General features: G+C 57.8%; 15 protein-coding genes. 6 read left to right on the top strand and 9 right to left on the bottom strand.

All coding sequences use genetic code 11. The features are described from left to right. Positions 1-68: 68 nt before the first annotated feature. Together FN082_RS16580 and FN082_RS16575 are read right to left on the bottom strand one after the other, a co-directional pair. A complete protein-coding gene (locus FN082_RS16580; protein ID WP_139539129.1) occupies positions 69-1,265 on the bottom strand; it encodes a nicotinamide mononucleotide deamidase-related protein YfaY in 1,197 nt (398 codons plus the stop codon). An 86-nt stretch (positions 1,266-1,351) separates the two neighbouring features. Beyond that, positions 1,352-1,894 carry a YfaZ family outer membrane protein gene (locus FN082_RS16575; RefSeq protein WP_139539130.1) on the bottom strand — a complete coding sequence of 181 codons (543 nt, stop codon included), beginning with the start codon at positions 1,892-1,894 and terminating at the stop codon, positions 1,352-1,354. Between the two features lie 269 nt (positions 1,895-2,163). On the opposite strand from FN082_RS16575, the gene FN082_RS16570 reads away from it, so the two are divergent. After that, a complete protein-coding gene (locus FN082_RS16570) occupies positions 2,164-3,612 on the top strand; it encodes a catalase (protein WP_142981942.1) in 1,449 nt (482 codons plus the stop codon). Between the two features lie 393 nt (positions 3,613-4,005). Then, positions 4,006-4,431 carry a nucleoside triphosphatase NudI gene (gene nudI, locus FN082_RS16565; RefSeq protein WP_139539132.1) on the top strand — a complete coding sequence of 142 codons (426 nt, stop codon included), beginning with the start codon at positions 4,006-4,008 and terminating at the stop codon, positions 4,429-4,431. On the opposite strand, the gene FN082_RS16560 is transcribed toward nudI, so the two are convergent. Further along, the gene (locus FN082_RS16560; protein ID WP_142981941.1) at positions 4,423-5,838 is read right to left on the bottom strand and encodes a sensor histidine kinase; all 1,416 of its coding nucleotides are present in this window, start codon (positions 5,836-5,838) and stop codon (positions 4,423-4,425) included. The genes nudI and FN082_RS16560 overlap by 9 nt on opposite strands. Further along, entirely contained in the window at positions 5,825-6,499 is a 675-nt protein-coding gene (gene tctD, locus FN082_RS16555; protein WP_112213015.1) for a transcriptional regulator TctD, read from the bottom strand. Before tctD ends, FN082_RS16560 begins: the two co-directional genes overlap by 14 nt. Positions 6,500-6,634: 135 nt before the next feature. Between tctD and FN082_RS16550 the strand changes: the two genes are divergently transcribed. The 4 genes from FN082_RS16550 (at position 6,635) to FN082_RS16535 (ending at position 10,422) form a co-directional block, all read left to right on the top strand. Next, positions 6,635-7,615: a Bug family tripartite tricarboxylate transporter substrate binding protein gene (locus FN082_RS16550; protein WP_142981940.1), complete on the top strand. Its 981-nt coding sequence runs from the start codon at positions 6,635-6,637 to the stop codon at positions 7,613-7,615. 15 nt (positions 7,616-7,630) lie between these two features. Next, entirely contained in the window at positions 7,631-8,062 is a 432-nt protein-coding gene (locus tag FN082_RS16545) for a tripartite tricarboxylate transporter TctB family protein (protein WP_142981939.1), read from the top strand. A gap of 11 nt (positions 8,063-8,073) precedes the next feature. Further along, positions 8,074-9,594: a tripartite tricarboxylate transporter permease gene (locus tag FN082_RS16540; protein ID WP_142466942.1), complete on the top strand. Its 1,521-nt coding sequence runs from the start codon at positions 8,074-8,076 to the stop codon at positions 9,592-9,594. A 204-nt stretch (positions 9,595-9,798) separates the two neighbouring features. Next, positions 9,799-10,422 carry a DUF2238 domain-containing protein gene (locus FN082_RS16535; protein WP_139539138.1) on the top strand — a complete coding sequence of 208 codons (624 nt, stop codon included), beginning with the start codon at positions 9,799-9,801 and terminating at the stop codon, positions 10,420-10,422. A 1-nt stretch (position 10,423) separates the two neighbouring features. On the opposite strand, the gene menE is transcribed toward FN082_RS16535, so the two are convergent. The 5 genes from menE to menD are packed head-to-tail and all read right to left on the bottom strand — an operon-like array spanning position 10,424 to position 16,050. Then, positions 10,424-11,791 (bottom strand): o-succinylbenzoate--CoA ligase, encoded by a 1,368-nt coding sequence (menE, locus tag FN082_RS16530; RefSeq protein WP_142981938.1) that lies wholly within the window; start codon positions 11,789-11,791, stop codon positions 10,424-10,426. Beyond that, positions 11,788-12,753: an o-succinylbenzoate synthase gene (gene menC, locus FN082_RS16525; RefSeq protein ID WP_139539140.1), complete on the bottom strand. Its 966-nt coding sequence runs from the start codon at positions 12,751-12,753 to the stop codon at positions 11,788-11,790. The genes menE and menC overlap by 4 nt, the downstream gene beginning before the upstream one ends. Continuing rightward, complete coding sequence (menB, locus tag FN082_RS16520; RefSeq protein WP_112213007.1) at positions 12,753-13,610, bottom strand: 1,4-dihydroxy-2-naphthoyl-CoA synthase; 858 nt, start codon at positions 13,608-13,610, stop codon at positions 12,753-12,755. Before menB ends, menC begins: the two co-directional genes overlap by 1 nt. A 14-nt stretch (positions 13,611-13,624) precedes the next feature. Continuing rightward, positions 13,625-14,383: a 2-succinyl-6-hydroxy-2,4-cyclohexadiene-1-carboxylate synthase gene (gene menH, locus FN082_RS16515; RefSeq protein WP_142981937.1), complete on the bottom strand. Its 759-nt coding sequence runs from the start codon at positions 14,381-14,383 to the stop codon at positions 13,625-13,627. After that, positions 14,380-16,050 (bottom strand): 2-succinyl-5-enolpyruvyl-6-hydroxy-3-cyclohexene-1-carboxylic-acid synthase, encoded by a 1,671-nt coding sequence (gene menD, locus FN082_RS16510; protein WP_142981936.1) that lies wholly within the window; start codon positions 16,048-16,050, stop codon positions 14,380-14,382. The genes menH and menD overlap by 4 nt, the downstream gene beginning before the upstream one ends. Between the last annotated feature and the right edge of the window lie 8 nt (positions 16,051-16,058).

The following is a 16,058-nucleotide window of genomic DNA, read 5'->3' as shown; positions in this document are numbered from 1 at the left end:
TTTAAAAGTAAGTACAGCGGGTTGGACTAAATACAGCGCCGGGAGAGGATCCCGACGCCAGGGACGACTTAAACTGAAAGGGATTCGACGACGTTGATCCAGCCGTGCTCACCAGCCACCGGCTGGCCGTTTAGCCAACGACGCAGCATATTCAGGGCCATCATTGCACAGACTTCCTGGCGCACCTGTACGCTGTGGCGGTTAGTACTGAATTTTACCCGCAGCGCGTGTGTACCATCCGGCGTAGATAGCGCAAAGTTCAGGTGATCGCTTTCCTGACCGCTGACCGCCAGCGCCAGACCGGCAAAGTGTTTTTCGCGACGCTCCGCCGCCCAGCGCGCAGACTGCGCCAGGGTCTCTTCCTGGGCCGGGATCACTTCGCTGGCCAGCAGCGGCGCATTGACGCGTGAAAGCTGCAGTGCCAGCAGACCGCCGGTAAACTGCTCGCTCAACGTCAGGCTGAGCTGACGTTCCTGCAGGCGACGGGCAATCTGCGCGGGCAGGCCTTCAGTACCCTCGAAAATCACGCTTTCACCCGCCACTTTCTGCACTTCCGGCCACAGCGCCAGCATCGCTTCGCGCTGTTCAGCAGGCCCGGTCAGCTTCAGTTCGATAATCGGCATTGAGGAACGATAGCCCATCACCACGCCCGGCGGTAGCTGCAGATGGTCGAGGCTCTGCGCCAGCTCGCTTTCCGAGCGACCAAAGGTGGTCAAACGCAAGCACAGCGGCGCAGCAGGCAGCGGAAAACGTTCGCGCAGGCGCGGTAAAATTTCCTGCTCGATCATCACCTTAAATTCAGAAGGCACGCCAGGAGTGAAAAACATCAGGCAGCGATTAAGCTGCACGGCGAAACCGCAGGCGGTTCCGACCGGGTTATTGATCATCTCAGCGCTTTGCGGAATTTCCGCCTGCTTGCGGTTGCTGGCGGCCATCGGTCTTCCACGCTCGGCGAAGAAACGGGTCATCGCTTCCAGCCACTCTTCATGCAAAATCAACCCTTCGCCTTTAGCCGTGGCGGCAGCCAGCGCACTTAAATCGTCGCTGGTCGGCCCCAGGCCACCGTTAACAATCAGCACGTCGGCATGTTCGCTGCGCTCGCGTAAAATTGCCACCAGGGCGTCAAGATCATCACCCACGGTGTTACGACGCTTTAAGGGTAATCCTTGATTAAAAAAGAAATCCGCCAGCCACGCGGCATTGGTGTCAACGATTTGCCCATGCAGCACTTCGTCGCCGGTGGACAGCATTTCCACGTTTAACATTGTGAACTCCAGCCTGATAAGTCGGGATACTATATCGCAAAGTGGCTGGCGAAAAACAGGCGCGGCAGAATACCGCGCCGGAGAGATTAGAAGCTGGCGTTAACGCCGACGTACGGGCCATCGGCTACGGTGTTATCGCGGTTACCTTCTTTACCTGCAAGGTTAAGGTAACGATAACCGGCTTCGATGCTCAGAGGACGCATAATGGTAAAGCGCGCGCCGGCATTGGCTTCCTGATAGCTGTCGATACCGCTGGAGAGTGAATCCGGGGAGTAATAATATTCGCCAAACAGGCGGAAGCTGTCGCCAATTTTCCACTGCAGACCACCGCCAACCGCCGCCGCGTAACCTTCATCACCGGCCTTCGGGTTAGTATAAACGCCCTTTCCGCCAACGGTTGCGAGGAATGGACCCAGAGGAATGTTCAGACCCAGTCCCAGACCCGCAGCATCGCCATCATCATCGTTGTGCAGCCAGTTGCCGGTCACTGCCAGGCCAGTCGATTCCGTACCAAAACCAACCCCCAGGTTAGTGTAGTGCTCACCGGCCTGCCCGCTAACGCTTATCGCATTTGCCGCCGTTGAGACGAACATCATGCCGGCGAAAGCCACAAATATGCTTTTTTTCATTTTTATCTATCCAGACAATAAGAATAAGGAATTCCCGAAAAACCGCGAAATTGTACTGCCGAATGCAAAGGAATCAATGCGCTAAAGCGACCTTTACCATTGTGATTGTAACCAGTTGCTACCGGATATTTGCCAACGGCCGCGGATATCAAATCGATAGCCAGAGCCAGATTGCCCGCGCTGGCTATTTATTCTACAAATAGCGCTCAGCTTATTTTAGCCCTTCAGGGAAATGAATAAGTTACATAAAACTTTGTCAGGAGATAAAGATGAGCAAGAAAGGATTAACTACCGGCTCCGGCGCACCGGTTGTCGATAATAATAACGTTGTTACCGCAGGCCCTCGTGGCCCCATGCTGCTGCAGGATGTCTGGTTTCTTGAAAAACTCGCCCACTTCGACCGGGAAGTTATCCCGGAGCGCCGAATGCATGCTAAAGGTTCCGGCGCTTACGGCAAACTAACCGTCACCCAGGATATTACCCGCTATACGCGAGCAAAACTCTTCTCTGAAATTGGCAAAACTACCGACCTGTTCCTGCGCTTCTCGACCGTCGCCGGCGAGCGCGGCGCGGCTGACGCCGAGCGCGATATTCGCGGCTTCTCTATTAAGTTCTACACCGAAGAGGGCAACTGGGATCTGGTGGGCAACAATACGCCGATTTTCTACCTTCGCGACCCGCTGAAATTTCCCGACCTTAACCACGTTGTAAAGCGCGATCCGCGCACTAATTTGCGCAATCCAACATATAAATGGGACTTTTTCTCCCTGCTGCCGGAAACGCTGCATCAGTTGACGATTGATTTCAGCGACCGCGGTATCCCGCGCTCTTATCGCCATATGCACGGTTTTGGCAGCCATGCGTTCAGCTTTATCAATGCCGACAACGAGCGCTTTTGGGTAAAATTCCACTTCAAATCCCAGCAGGGGATCGCCAACCTGATGGATGATGAGGCGAAACGACTGGTGGCTGAAGACCGTGAAAGCTCGCAGCGCGATCTCTATGAGTCAATTGAAAAAGGCGATTTTCCGCGCTGGACCTTCTACGTGCAGATAATGCCGGAAGCAGAGGCCAGTCAGGTCCCTTACAACCCATTTGACCTGACCAAAATCTGGCCGCATAGCGATTATCCGCTGATTGAAGTTGGCGTGCTGGAGCTAAACCGTAATCCGGATAACTACTTCGCGGAAGTTGAGCAGGTGGCGATGAATCCGGCAAACGTAGTGCCTGGGGTAAGCTTCTCTCCTGACCGCATGCTACAGGGGCGGCTGTTCTCCTATGGCGACACTCAGCGTTATCGTTTAGGGGTTAATCATCATCAGATCCCGGTAAACGCTCCGCGCTGCCCGTTCCATAACTATCACCGTGACGGTGCGATGCGCGTAGATGGCAACAGCGGCAACGGCGCAACCTACGAACCCAACAGCTTTGGCGTCTTTCAGGAGCAGCCGGACTTTAGCGAGCCGCCGTTAAGCCTTGAAGGCGCGGCAGCCCACTGGGATCATCGGGAAGATGGCAACTACTTTAGCCAGCCGCGCAAACTGTTTGAGCTATTAAGCGAAGAGGAGCATCAGCGCATGTTCCAGCGAATAGCCGGTGATATGCGGGATGTCCCTGAGTTTATTCAGCAGCGGCAAATTGGGTTATTCAGCGAAGTACACCCCGACTACGGCACGGGCGTTGCCGCAGCCCTGAAAGCGTTAAAAGAGGCTAAATAAACCTTCACGGCAGTTGCTAAGGCTGCCGTTTTCTCTGGCATGAATCTGGTATGAAGCTGCTCTGAAATTTCCATCATATTCCGCTGCCGGAACTGATAAGACCCCGTTTTAGCCATTGCGCTAACATTTCTGCCGAGCGGCGGCTAGCGCCTTGCACGGCCTACAAAGACTATAATATCATCCGGTTATGCATTTTCCGTAGGCCCGGTAAGGCGCTAGCCGCCACCGGGCGGTTCCAGAAAGGTGCGCTTTGTCAGCAACGGGCGATACCTCTTATCCAGATGGCGCTGCATCACGGCAATGACATAACGCATCTGGTACTTGCTGTTTGCCGAGTCGACTCGCAAACTGGGCTATCTCAATGTTTACCCACGTCATCATTAAGGAAAAACCATGCGTCAAAGGACTATCGTCTGCCCGCTTATACAACATGAAGGCCACTACCTGCTGTGCAAAATGGCCGACGATCGCGGCGTGTTTCCCGGCCAGTGGGCGCTCTCCGGCGGCGGCGTGGAGCCTGGCGAACGTATCGAAGAGGCGCTGCGACGGGAAATTCGTGAAGAATTAGGCGATAAGCTTCAGTTAACCAGCATTACGCCATGGACCTTTAGCGACGACGTGCGGGTGAAAACCTATGCCGATGGCCGCCAGGAAGAAATTTATATGATCTACCTGATTTTCGATTGCGTTAGCGCCAATCGTGAAGTGACGATCAACGAAGAGTTTCAGGATTACGCGTGGGTGAAACCGGAAGATCTTTCCCATTATGATTTGAACGTAGCGACTCGTAAAACGCTGAGTCTGAAAGGCTTACTCTGAACGAGCGATCAAAAAGCGCAGCCTGACCTTCAGCCCGCCCAACGTTTCGCTGCGCAGCAGCTGCGGATGGCTGCGGTGCAGGCGCGCAATATCGCTGACCAGCGCGAGTCCAAGCCCCACGCCGGGGTTATCACCGACGTTTTCCAGGCGATGAAACGGCATCAGCGCCTGCTGAATCTGCGTATCCTCAATCCCCGGCCCGCTATCCTCAACGTCCAGCAGCACCGCGTTCCCATCGTAATGCAGGCTTAGCGTGACTATCCCTCCCGGAGGCGTGTAGCGGATCGCGTTATCCAGCAGATTTGCGCACAGTTCGCTCAATAGCACGCTATCCCCGGCGATCGATACCGCTGATGGCTCACCCTCATAACCGAGATCGATAGCTTTGCTTCGCGCCTGTTGAAGACGGGAAAAGCAGCTATTATGTACGATCTCCTGAAGATCAACTGGTGGGAAGGCGTGTTCCCCCTGTTCCTTCCGTTTGATGGTCGCCAACTGCAGCAAGCGCTCGGTGAGCAAAATCGTACTATCAAGTGTGCCGCTCATCGCTTCCAGGCTCTCTCGCCACAGTCGGGGATCGCTGCTCGCCAGCGCCACCGACGCCTGAGTTTTCAGCACTGCCAACGGAGTTTTGAGCTGGTGAGAGGCATCGGCGCTAAAGCGCTCCTGGCGGGAAACCATCACCCGCAGCCGATCGATATAGCGGTTAAAGGCGACGATCAGTAGCCGGGTTTCCGACCAGGGCAATAGCTCCGGTAGCGGCTTCAGCAGGCCGGGTTCACGCCGTACCATCAACGCCGAAAGCTGACGCATCGGCCGCAGTACGCGGCGCAGCAGCCAGCCGGTGAGCACCAGCGTCAACAGGACTAATAACCCCTGCGATATCCACGATGAAAAGAGCAATTGCCCTGCCAGCCAGCGCCGTGATTGCAGCGTTTCGGCGATATAAATTTCCGCCATCCCGACAATTCCTGCCTCGTTAACCGGCTGCAGCAGACGCGCTACGCGAATGGCCTGCCCGCGATACTCGGTATGATAAAACCACGCCAGCGCTGGATAGAGATCGGTGCGAGAGGTCGATGGCGGCATCGGCGGCAGGTCGTCAAAACCGGAAATCACCCGCTTCTCAGGATCGAGAACCTTATAGTACAGGCGATCGTTCATGTTCAGCTCGAAGCTATCCAGCACCACCCAGGGCACATTCACCTCCAGCTTACCGCCGCGCACCACCAGACGTTCCGCCACGGTACGGGCAGATGAAAGCAGCGTACGATCGTAAGCCTGAGTCGCCGCCTGCAGGGCGCTGACGTAGCTATTGAATGCTGATAGCCCCCACAGTAAAACCAGCGGCAGGCCGAGAAACAGCAGCAGTTGAGCAAAAAGCGACTGCGGTTTACCCCACCTCATCAGCAAGCTCCAGTACGTAACCCAGACCACGCAGCGTCGTGATCCGTACGTTGCTCTCCTGAAGCTTTTTCCGTAAACGATGAATATACAACTCGATACTTTCCGGGCTAACGTCGTCGCTCAGGCTGAAAACCTGCTCGAAAAGCTGCTGGCGTGATACCGGGCGCGTGCGGCGAAACATCAGCACCGTCAGCAAAGCCAGTTCACGCGGGGTCAGCGACAGCATCTGCCCACGCAGCAAAAAATAGCCTTCATCACGATATTCCAGTTCGCCGATCTGCTGGATCTCGTGCACTTGCCCCTCGCTACGCCGCAGCAGCGCCCGCAGCCTGGCATCCAGCTCTTCAAGCTCAAAAGGTTTCGGCAAATAGTCATCGGCCCCCACGTTCAGTCCTTTCACCCGATCCGCCACCGCGCTGCGGGCGGTCAGCAGCAAAACGGGAAGCGTCTGTCCACGTTTTCGCAGACGCTGCACCACTTCCAGCCCATCGAACCCCGGCATACCAATATCCAGCACCGCCAGCGCATATTTTTCGCTTTGCAACAGATGGTCAGCGGCTCGTCCGTCAAGTACGCAGTCTACGGCAAAACCGCTCTGCACCAGCGCTTTCTCCAGCCAGTGAGCCAGCTCACGGTTATCTTCAGCCAATAAGAGACGCATATCACATCCTGTAAAGTTGCTGCCGCATTGAAAGGGAAATGAAAGGTAACTGTTTTAACAATCACGCAACCGAACTACCACATGTCGGTTCACATAATCAGAAAAAACGTTCCCTGTACCCTATCGAGGAAGCCTATGAACATCTCGTTCCTTCGCCATCTGAGTGCCTTCGCTTTATGCCTTTGTACCGTCTCTGCTTACGCCGCCGAAGCGCCTTCCCGCACCGAATGTATCGCGCCCGCCAAACCCGGCGGCGGCTTCGATCTGACCTGCAAGCTGCTTCAGGTCAGCCTGATGGAGACCGGCGCTATCAAAAAACCGATGCGCGTCACCTACATGCCCGGTGGCGTAGGCGCGGTGGCCTATAACGCCATTGTTGCCCAGCGCCCCGGTGAACCCGGCACCGTAGTCGCCTTCTCCGGCGGCTCGCTGCTCAACCTGTCGCAGGGAAAGTTTGGCCGCTATGGCGTCGATGATGTCCGCTGGCTGGCCAGCGTCGGCACTGATTACGGCATGATCGCCGTGCGCACTGACTCCCCGTGGAAAGACCTGGCATCGTTTATGGCGGCGATGGAAAAAAATCCCGCCAGCATTGTCATCGGTGCTGGCGCGTCCATCGGCAGCCAGGACTGGATGAAAGCGGCGCTGCTGGCGCAAAAAGCCAACGTCGACCCGCATAACATGCGCTACGTGGCGTTTGAAGGCGGCGGCGAGCCGGTCACCGCGCTGCTCGGCAATCATGTGCAGGCGGTCTCCGGCGATCTGAGCGAAATGGTGCCTTATCTCCAGGGCAATAAAATTCGCGTGCTGGCGGTCTTCTCCAGCGAAAGATTGCCAGGCGCTCTCGCCAACGTACCCACCGCCAAAGAGCAAGGTTACGATCTGGTCTGGCCGATTATTCGCGGCTTCTTTGTTGGTCCAAAAGTCAGCGATGCCGACTATCAGTGGTGGGTGGAGGAGTTCAGCAAATTGCAGCAGACCGATGCGTTTAAAAAGCAGCGCGAACTCCGGGGCCTGTTTGAGTTCAACGTGAATGGCAAAGAGCTCGACGCGTACGTCAAAAAGCAGGTGGAAGACTATCGCCAGCAGGCGAAAGCCTTTGGCCTGGCCAAATAATTAACGGAGGTTGCAATGAGCGATCGTATTTTTGCCGGAGTATGGCTGCTGCTCTGCGTGGGTGGAATGTTTATCGCCTGGCAAATCCACAGCGAGTACGCCTATGAACCCGTCGGCCCCCGCCCTTTTCCGGTGGGTATTATCGGCCTGATGCTGCTGTGCTCTGTGCTGCTGCTCCTGCGTCGGCCCGATGTCATCACATGGCCGGGGTGTCTGGTTTTACAACGTTTACTGACGATGGTGGTGGCACTGGTGGTGTATGCGTGGGGCTTTGAGTGGCTGGGTTTTCCCTTGTCAACCGCGCTGCTGACCGCCGTTTTCGGCCTGCTGTTTGGCGCGACCTTACCCGCGGCTGGCGTTGCTGGCATCATCATGGGCATCGCGCTGTGGTACGTCTTTGACGCCCTGCTTGATGTCACCCTGCCGCTCGGCGTCTGGTTGAGTTAACGGAGAAATTTATGGATATCTGGATTTATCTGTCGCAGGGCTTTGCCGTCGCCATGACGCCAGGCAACCTGATGATTGCGCTGATCGGCTGCTTTGTGGGCACCATTGTCGGCCTGCTGCCGGGCCTGGGGCCAATTAACGGCGTAGCGATTTTACTGCCGCTGGCTTTTGCCCTGCACCTGCCTGCGGAGTCGGCGCTTATTCTGCTAGCGACGGTCTATATTGGCTGTGAATATGGCGGACGCATTTCATCGATTCTGCTTAACGTGCCCGGCGATGCCGCCGCCATTATGACCGCCATCGACGGTTATCCCATGGCGCAGCAGGGGCGCGGCGGCGTGGCGCTATCTATCTCTGCCGTTAGCTCCTTTGTCGGATCAATGATTGCTATCATCGGTATGATTTTGTTCGCCCCACTGTTGGCCCAGTGGTCGCTGGCGTTCGGCCCGGCTGAATATTTCGCGCTGATGGTTTTTGCCATCGCCTGCCTCGGCAGCATGATGGCGCAGAATCCGCTGAAGTCGTTCCTCGCCGCGTTAATCGGTTTAGGGCTGGCGACGGTGGGCGTTGATGCCAACACTGGCGTCTATCGATTCACCTTTGACAGCGTTCATCTTTCCGATGGCGTGCAGTTTATCGTGGTAGTGATTGGGCTCTTTTCAGTCTCAGAAATTTTGCTGATGCTGGAGAGCACCAGCGGCGGGCAGAAACTGGTCCGGAAAACCGGACGCATGCTGTTTAGCGCCAAAGAAGCGGGTCAGTGTGTGGGGGCAACGCTGCGCTCATCGGTGGTCGGTTTTTTTGTCGGCATCCTGCCGGGCGCCGGAGCGACCATTGCCAGCGCCATCACCTATATGACTGAGAAAAAGCTCAGTGGTAATAGCGACACCTTTGGTAAAGGCGATATTCGCGGGGTGGCGGCGCCGGAAGCGGCGAATAACGCCTCCGCCTGCGGTTCGTTTATTCCGATGCTCACACTCGGCGTGCCCGGCTCCGGGACCACTGCGGTGATGATGGGCGCGCTGACCCTGTACAACATCACTCCCGGTCCAGCAATGTTTACCGAACAGCCGGATATTGTTTGGGGCCTGATCGCCGCGCTGCTGATCGCCAACGTAATGTTGCTAATCATGAACATTCCGCTAATCGGCCTGTTCACCCGCATGCTCACCATTCCGCTGTGGTTTCTGGTCCCGGCAATCGCCGCCGTATCTGCGGTTGGCGTCTACGCCGTGCACAGCACCACTTTCGACCTGCTGCTGATGGTTGGACTAGGCGTACTCGGCTACATCCTGCGCAAAATGCACTTCCCGATGTCGCCGCTGATCTTAGGCTTCGTACTGGGCGAGATGCTGGAGCAGAATCTGCGCCGTGCGCTGTCGATTAGCAACGGCAACATGGCGATTCTGTGGCAAAGCGGTGTGACTAAAACGCTCCTGCTGCTGGCGGTTCTGGTTATCGTGGTTCCGCCGCTGGTGAAGTACTGGCGCAAGCGCCAGTTGATGACGAAAGGCGATCTTCCGGGGAGCTGACAGCATGCGCCCCCAGGTTCTTCATTGCAGCATCCGCTATCTTCCCGGTGGTACTGCGCTGACCGGGCTACGGGTCCCGTGCCGTCTGCGATCTGGTAGCCCGGACAGATGCACAGCATCGCCTCCGGGAAACAGCGTGCATCGTCATTGTATTTTCCCGGTATCCATCTGATAGTAACGTCTTTAAACTTCTGGCGATATATTATGACCACCACGGTTTCCGGCTCGTTAATCAAATTCGCGGCCCTGGCGCTTCTACTTATCCTTGTTTATACCGGCATCAGCGCGGGAGATAAGCTCACCTGGCTGATGGAAGTTACGCCGGTTATCATCCTCGTTCCTTTGCTGCTGGCAACGCACTCACGCTATCCGCTAACGCCGCTGCTGTACGTGCTGATTTTCTTCCACGCCATTATTTTAATGGTTGGCGGAATGTACACCTACGCCAAAGTCCCCATCGGCTTTGATGTTCAGGCCTGGCTTGATTTGAGCCGCAATCCTTACGACAAGCTGGGACACTTTTTCCAGGGGCTGGTACCGGCGCTGGCGGCGCGGGAGATTTTGCTGCGCGGCGGCTACGTTCACGGACGCAAAATGCTCGCCTTCGTGGTCTGCTGTATTGCGCTGGCGATCAGCGCCGTCTATGAGCTGATTGAATGGTGGGCAGCGCTGGCGCTGGGGCAAGGCGCGGATGAGTTTCTCGGCACCCAGGGCGATCCCTGGGATACCCAGTCTGATATGTTCTGCGCCCTGCTTGGCGCATTGACTACCGTTTTGCTACTGGGCCGTTGGCATACAAAGCAGCTACTCGGCGTCCAGCGTTCCTGAGCTATGGAATAGCCTGCTGATTTACCCAAGCACGTAGCGCCCGGCGGGAAATTTTAATACCGCCGGTTTTCAGCGTTTCAGGCAGCAGCAGCCAGCGCACCGGTTGCTGAAATCGTGCCAGCTTATCGGCGCACCAGAGTGCCAGAGCAGACAGGTCGCAATGCTCGCTACACTCCACCACCGCCACCGGCCGCTGGCCAAATTCGGCATCATCCAGCGGCACAATAAAAACCTGCTGAATCTGCGGATGAGCGCCAATTACCCGCTCCACCTCTTCCGGTTGAATGCCCTCCCCGCCGCTGAAAAAGAGATTATCCATCCGCCCGAGGATAGTCAGCTTACCGTTATCAAACCTGCCGCGATCGCGGGTAGCAAACCAACCGTGCTCATTAACCAGTGGAACTTTTTGCCCATCGCGCCAGTAGCCCTCAGCCATACTGTCGGCCCGCAACCAGACCTCACCGTCGACAATCCGCAGTTCGCGTCCCGGCAGTGGCTGCCCGACGTCCGCCAGGCCATCGGCCTCTTTGGCGCACACCGTAGAAGCAAACTCGGTCAGTCCATAACCGCACCAGCAGCGGATACCACGCGCCTTCGCCTGCTCGGTCAGCGCCACCGGGATCGCCGCGCCGCCCAGCAGCACCGCTTTTAACGACACATCGGCATCACCGTTAAGTAAACGCCAGAGCTGAGTCGGCACCAGAGAGGCGTGAGTACAACCCCGCAATGCCTGCTCCAGCGGCCGTTTGTCGCGCACCGTCAGGACAGCGCCCGCATGCAGCCAGCGCCAGAGAATGCCCTGACCGGAAACATGAAACAGCGGCAGCGACAGCAGCCAGTCATCCTGCGATGTAAAGGGGATCATCGCCAGCACGCCCCGGGCGCTGGCAAGATGCGCGCGAAACGCGTGGACCGCCGCTTTCGGTAGCCCCGTCGACCCTGAAGTTAAGGTCATGGACGCGATACGTTCTCCTTGCCAGGCAACCGCATGCTCGCCGGCCCCTGGCTGCAAAGCCAATCGATTAAGCTTTAGCGGCAGCTCGTCGCCGTTCAGCATCAGCGCATGACTCAGACCCAGCGACGGCAGCAGCTCTGCTAACAGGGGAGCAGGCAGCTGCGGGTTCAGCGGCAGGACGCGCGCGCCACATTGCAGGAGCGCCAGCCATGCCAGCAACGCATCAGGCTGGTTATAGCTCCGCAACACAACGCCATCGCCTTCGCTGACGCCCTGGGCGTAAAACCCTGCCGCCAGCGCATCAATTTGCGCGCAAAGTTCTCGCCAGCTCAGACTCTGCTCGTTCAGACGCAGCGCCTGCACCTCCCCCCGCAGCTCTCGCCAGCAGCGCCAGGGCCAGTCGTTAAATATCACAGCAGCGGCTCCAGCTCATCCACGGTCAGGCACGGCAGGTCGCTTTCCGGCCAGCGGCGCACCAGCTGACCGCGCATCAGACTCAGGGTATCGAGACCGGGAATGGTATCCGGCGTCAGCCAGGCGGCTATCCGCGCCAGCTGCGTCAGGCCAAGACTCGACTCAATGGACGAACTGATGACCGCCGTCAGCCCCAACTCATGAGCCTCAGCCACCTGCTGCTGCACTTTTTGCAGGCTTCCGGTCAACGTTGGTTTGATAACCACGGCCCGTAAACCCGGCTCGGCGGCAAACGCAAAGTCCGCCTCGCGCAGGCTCTCGTCCCAGGCGATAGCGATGCCTGTCTCTTGCGCAAAAGCGCGCGAGTCGTCGCGAGTTTTGCAGGGTTCTTCAAGGAAGGCGATACGCTCACGATATTGCGGATCGACGTATTTGGCGAACTGCCGGGCTTTTAGCGGCGTCCAGGCGCGATTGGCGTCGAGACGTAAAGTCAGATCGGGGATCGCCTCCAGCAGCAGATTCACCACCATGCCGTCACGCACCGCTTCATACAAGCCGACTTTGACCTTCGCGACTTTCTCGCCAGGCATCAGCGAAAGCTTCGCAAACAGCTCGTCCGGGTCGCCGGAACAGAGCGGTGCCGCACGATAATCCGCCGCCTGCGGCAGCTCGCCGTGCAGTTCCGCCAGCGCGCAGCTCACGCCAAAAGCCGCTGAAGGCTGCGTCGGCAGCGCGGCGTCTTCACCATCGCGCCAGGCTTGCGCCCAGGCAAGCAGCGCCGCCTGCGCTTCGTCCAGCGTTTCAAGGCTGAATCCCGGCAGGGGAGATATTTCGCCCCAACCTTCGCGCTGGCCGTCGCGCAGGCACAGGAGCAAGCCATCGCGGGTTTTTAACCGCCGTTCACGCAGCACCACACCCGCGTCCATCGGTAGCTGCCAGCGGTAAACCTGCGCCTGTCGCATTATGGATTCCGTTTAAATTTGCTGAAGTCCGGCTGGCGCTTCTGGTTGAACGCGTTGCGCCCTTCCTGACCCTCTTCGGTCATATAGAACAGCATGGTGGCGTTACCCGCCAGCTCCTGCAGCCCCGCCTGACCATCGCAGTCGGCGTTCAGCGCCGCCTTCAGGCAGCGCAGCGCCATCGGGCTGTTCTGCAGCATTTCGCGACACCAGCGCACGGTCTCTTTTTCCAGATCTGCCAGCGGAACCACGGTATTGACCAGGCCCATATCCAGTGCGGCTTTCGCGTCGTATTGACGGCACAGGAACCAGATTTCACGGGCTTTTTTCTGCCCAACGATGCGCGCCATATAGGAGGCGCCCCAGCCGCCGTCAAAGGAGCCAACTTTCGGGCCGGTCTGGCCGAAGATGGCGTTTTCCGCCGCGATGGTCAGATCGCACATCATATGCAGCACGTGACCGCCGCCGATGGAGTAGCCCGCGACCATCGCCACCACCGGTTTCGGACAGGTGCGGATCTGACGCTGGAAATCGAGCACGTTAAGGTGGTGAACGCCGGAGTCATCCTGGTAGCCGCCGTAGTCGCCGCGAACTTTCTGATCGCCACCGGCACAGAATGCCTTGTCGCCTTCACCGGTCAGGACGATGACGCCAATATTGTCGTCATAGCGGGCATCTGCCAGCGCCTGAATCATCTCTTTAACGGTCAGAGGACGGAATGCGTTACGGACCTGCGGGCGGTTAATGGTGATTTTAGCAATCCCATCCGCCGACTTTTGATAACGAATGTCGGTGTAGCCTTCAGAGCAGTCCTGCCATTCAACCGGGGCGTAAAGCATTGCTTCATCAAGAGAGATCATAAAGTGTCCTTCAGTTAACTCGCTAAAAACTGCGCCAGACAAGCAACTACCGCAGCAGGATTTTCCCGATGCGCGTTGTGTCCAGCATGATTAATCACGTGCGTGGTTGCGGATAACTCATCTGCGATGGCGCGAAACTTGCCATCTCTTTCGCCGCAAAGGTAATGAAATTGGAAATCACGAGTGCGTAATGCCCCACGGAGATCGGGCTGTTGACCCAGTGAGGTCGCCAGCAGCATCGCCGCCAACGCCGTGCCGTTATTACGGCTGCGCAACGCAACCAGCGCCGCGCGCTGGCGCTCATCAAGGGAGGCAAAGACCGGCTGCCGATACCAGTCGGCAAAGACCTGCGCCAACGGTTCAGAGCAAAAGCGTTCAGCCCAGACGGCATCACTACGTAGGCGCAGCAGACGCTGGTTGTCATCCTGCAAGCCCGGATGCCCGCCTTCGACGGCCAGCCCGCAGAGCCCTTTACGCGGCTGGCAGGCATAAAACATGGCTACCCTTCCGCCAAGAGAGTACCCCACCAGCCAGTACTTTAGTATGTTGTAACTATTGAGCGTATTCTTAAGGAGCTGGCAGACATCAGCAAAGTCGCTCACTTCAATATTCGCCGAACCACCGTGGCCTGGCAGGTCAATATACAAACGCGGATACGCGCTGAACGCCTGGCCCACCGTGCGCCACTCGTGGCTATCGCCGGAAAAGCCGTGCAAAAAGACCAGCCAGGGATAGCCGGACTGCCCGCGTTCAACCACCGCGTGCAGCGTCATAGTTGGCTCACCTGCGCCAGTAACTGCTGTAAAGTTTGTGCGCCGTCGGTTTCATTGACCACCATTTCGATTAGCGTTGCGCCAGGCCCTCGCCAGGCAACGTCTAACGCGTTCTCCAGTTCATCCCATCCCGCCGGGCGATGGTACGTCAGATTGAACATCGCCGCCGCGTGCTCGAAGTGGATATTCTGCGGCATCAGATAAAACTGGCTGCGCTGCTCCTGCGGCGTCGGCAGCAGAGAGAAAATCTGCCCGCCGTTGTTGTTGACGACAATCAGTACCAGCGGCGCTGAAGCCTGACGCATCAGCGCCAGCGAATTGAGATCGTAGAGCGCAGACAGATCGCCAACGATAGCCAGCGTTGGGCGAGCGCTGGCGCGCTGCACGCCGGTCGCCGTCGCCAGCAGGCCGTCGATTCCGCTGGCCCCACGATTACTGTAAACCGGGTAGCCTGCCGGTAGCTGCGACAGCGCGTCAATTAAGCGCACCGCCAGGCTGTTGCCGACAAACAGCTGGCCCTGCTCCGGTAGATAGCGATGAATGCGCTGTGCCAGCTGCGCCTCGCCGAAATCCTCGCTGCTGGCGACCGCCGCCTGCCACGCCCGGCGCGCCAGTTCAGGAATAACGACGGCCCACGGCTGGCGCTTTTCTGCCAGATGCAGCTCAAGCCAGCGATCGATAGGACAAATCAGGCGACGACCGCGATGCTGCGCAGGATCCAGACGCCCCGGCAGGTTATCCACCAGCCAGTACTCGTCAGGCTCGCAGGTTGCCTGCCACTGTAAAACGCGTTTGCCGGTCAGGCTACTGCCCAGTTGAACAATGATTTCCGCCTGCTCCAGCTCGCTCACCGCTTTACCGTTACCGAGCCACAGGTCGGCGCAGGGTAGCGGCTGGCCGGTTTGCGAAAGCACATCGCCAATCAGCGGCCAGCCGAGGGTTTTCGCCCACTCGGCAACCTTTTTACCTTCCTCAGCGCTCATTCGTCCGGCCACCACTACGCCGCGCTTTTGCCGCCAGAAAAACCAGTCACGCTGCTTTTCGCTCTCCAGATGTAGAGATTGACGCAGCCAGGGCTTATCGCTCTGCCACCAGTCGCCCAGCTGCTGTTGCCACTCGGTGCCGGTATCGTCCATATCGCCGTACAACGGTTCGGCAAACGGACAGTTGATATGCACGCCCCCGGAGTGCAGCGCGCCAAGCGCCTGATCAAGGGTCGATACCAGCCAGCGGGCAGGAATATCCTGCGACGGTCGCGGCAGCGATATCGTCTGCGACGGATGCGAGGCAAACATGCCCGGCTGGCGAATGGCCTGGTTCGCACCGCAGTCAATCAGCTCCGGCGGACGGTCAGCGGTGAGTAAAATGAGCTTTTCACCGGTCAACCCGGCTTCTATCAGCGCCGGATAGAGGTTGGCCGTCGCGGTGCCGGAGGTGACAATCACCGCCACCGGCTGACCGCTGGCCTTCGCCAGCCCCAGCGCCAGGTGGCCGAGGCCGCGTTCGTCAAAGTGAGTATGATGAATAAAAGCGCGGTTTTCCGCCGCCGCCAGGGTTAAAGGTGTTGAGCGTGAGCCGGGCGCAATGCAGATATGCTGCACGCCGTGGCGCGTTAAAGCTTCAAGGATCACCGCCGCCCAGCGTCGGTTAAATGCGCTTACTGACATGAATTTGT

The sequence above is a fragment of the Klebsiella spallanzanii genome, assembly GCF_902158555.1.
Classification (GTDB): Bacteria; Pseudomonadota; Gammaproteobacteria; order Enterobacterales; family Enterobacteriaceae; genus Klebsiella; species Klebsiella spallanzanii.
Note: the sequence above shows the minus strand (reverse complement) of the source record. Positions and strands in the feature narration are given on the sequence as shown.

Coding starts and splice junctions, on each gene's coding strand:
- FN082_RS16580 (WP_139539129.1), bottom strand. CDS start 1,265: ATGTTAAACGTGGAAATGCTGTCCACCGGCGACGAAGTGCTGCATGGG.
- FN082_RS16575 (WP_139539130.1), bottom strand. CDS start 1,894: ATGAAAAAAAGCATATTTGTGGCTTTCGCCGGCATGATGTTCGTCTCA.
- FN082_RS16570 (WP_142981942.1), top strand. CDS start 2,164: ATGAGCAAGAAAGGATTAACTACCGGCTCCGGCGCACCGGTTGTCGAT.
- nudI (WP_139539132.1), top strand. CDS start 4,006: ATGCGTCAAAGGACTATCGTCTGCCCGCTTATACAACATGAAGGCCAC.
- FN082_RS16560 (WP_142981941.1), bottom strand. CDS start 5,838: ATGAGGTGGGGTAAACCGCAGTCGCTTTTTGCTCAACTGCTGCTGTTT.
- tctD (WP_112213015.1), bottom strand. CDS start 6,499: ATGCGTCTCTTATTGGCTGAAGATAACCGTGAGCTGGCTCACTGGCTG.
- FN082_RS16550 (WP_142981940.1), top strand. CDS start 6,635: ATGAACATCTCGTTCCTTCGCCATCTGAGTGCCTTCGCTTTATGCCTT.
- FN082_RS16545 (WP_142981939.1), top strand. CDS start 7,631: ATGAGCGATCGTATTTTTGCCGGAGTATGGCTGCTGCTCTGCGTGGGT.
- FN082_RS16540 (WP_142466942.1), top strand. CDS start 8,074: ATGGATATCTGGATTTATCTGTCGCAGGGCTTTGCCGTCGCCATGACG.
- FN082_RS16535 (WP_139539138.1), top strand. CDS start 9,799: ATGACCACCACGGTTTCCGGCTCGTTAATCAAATTCGCGGCCCTGGCG.
- menC (WP_139539140.1), bottom strand. CDS start 12,753: ATGCGACAGGCGCAGGTTTACCGCTGGCAGCTACCGATGGACGCGGGT.
- menB (WP_112213007.1), bottom strand. CDS start 13,610: ATGATCTCTCTTGATGAAGCAATGCTTTACGCCCCGGTTGAATGGCAG.
- menH (WP_142981937.1), bottom strand. CDS start 14,383: ATGACGCTGCACGCGGTGGTTGAACGCGGGCAGTCCGGCTATCCCTGG.
- menD (WP_142981936.1), bottom strand. CDS start 16,050: ATGTCAGTAAGCGCATTTAACCGACGCTGGGCGGCGGTGATCCTTGAA.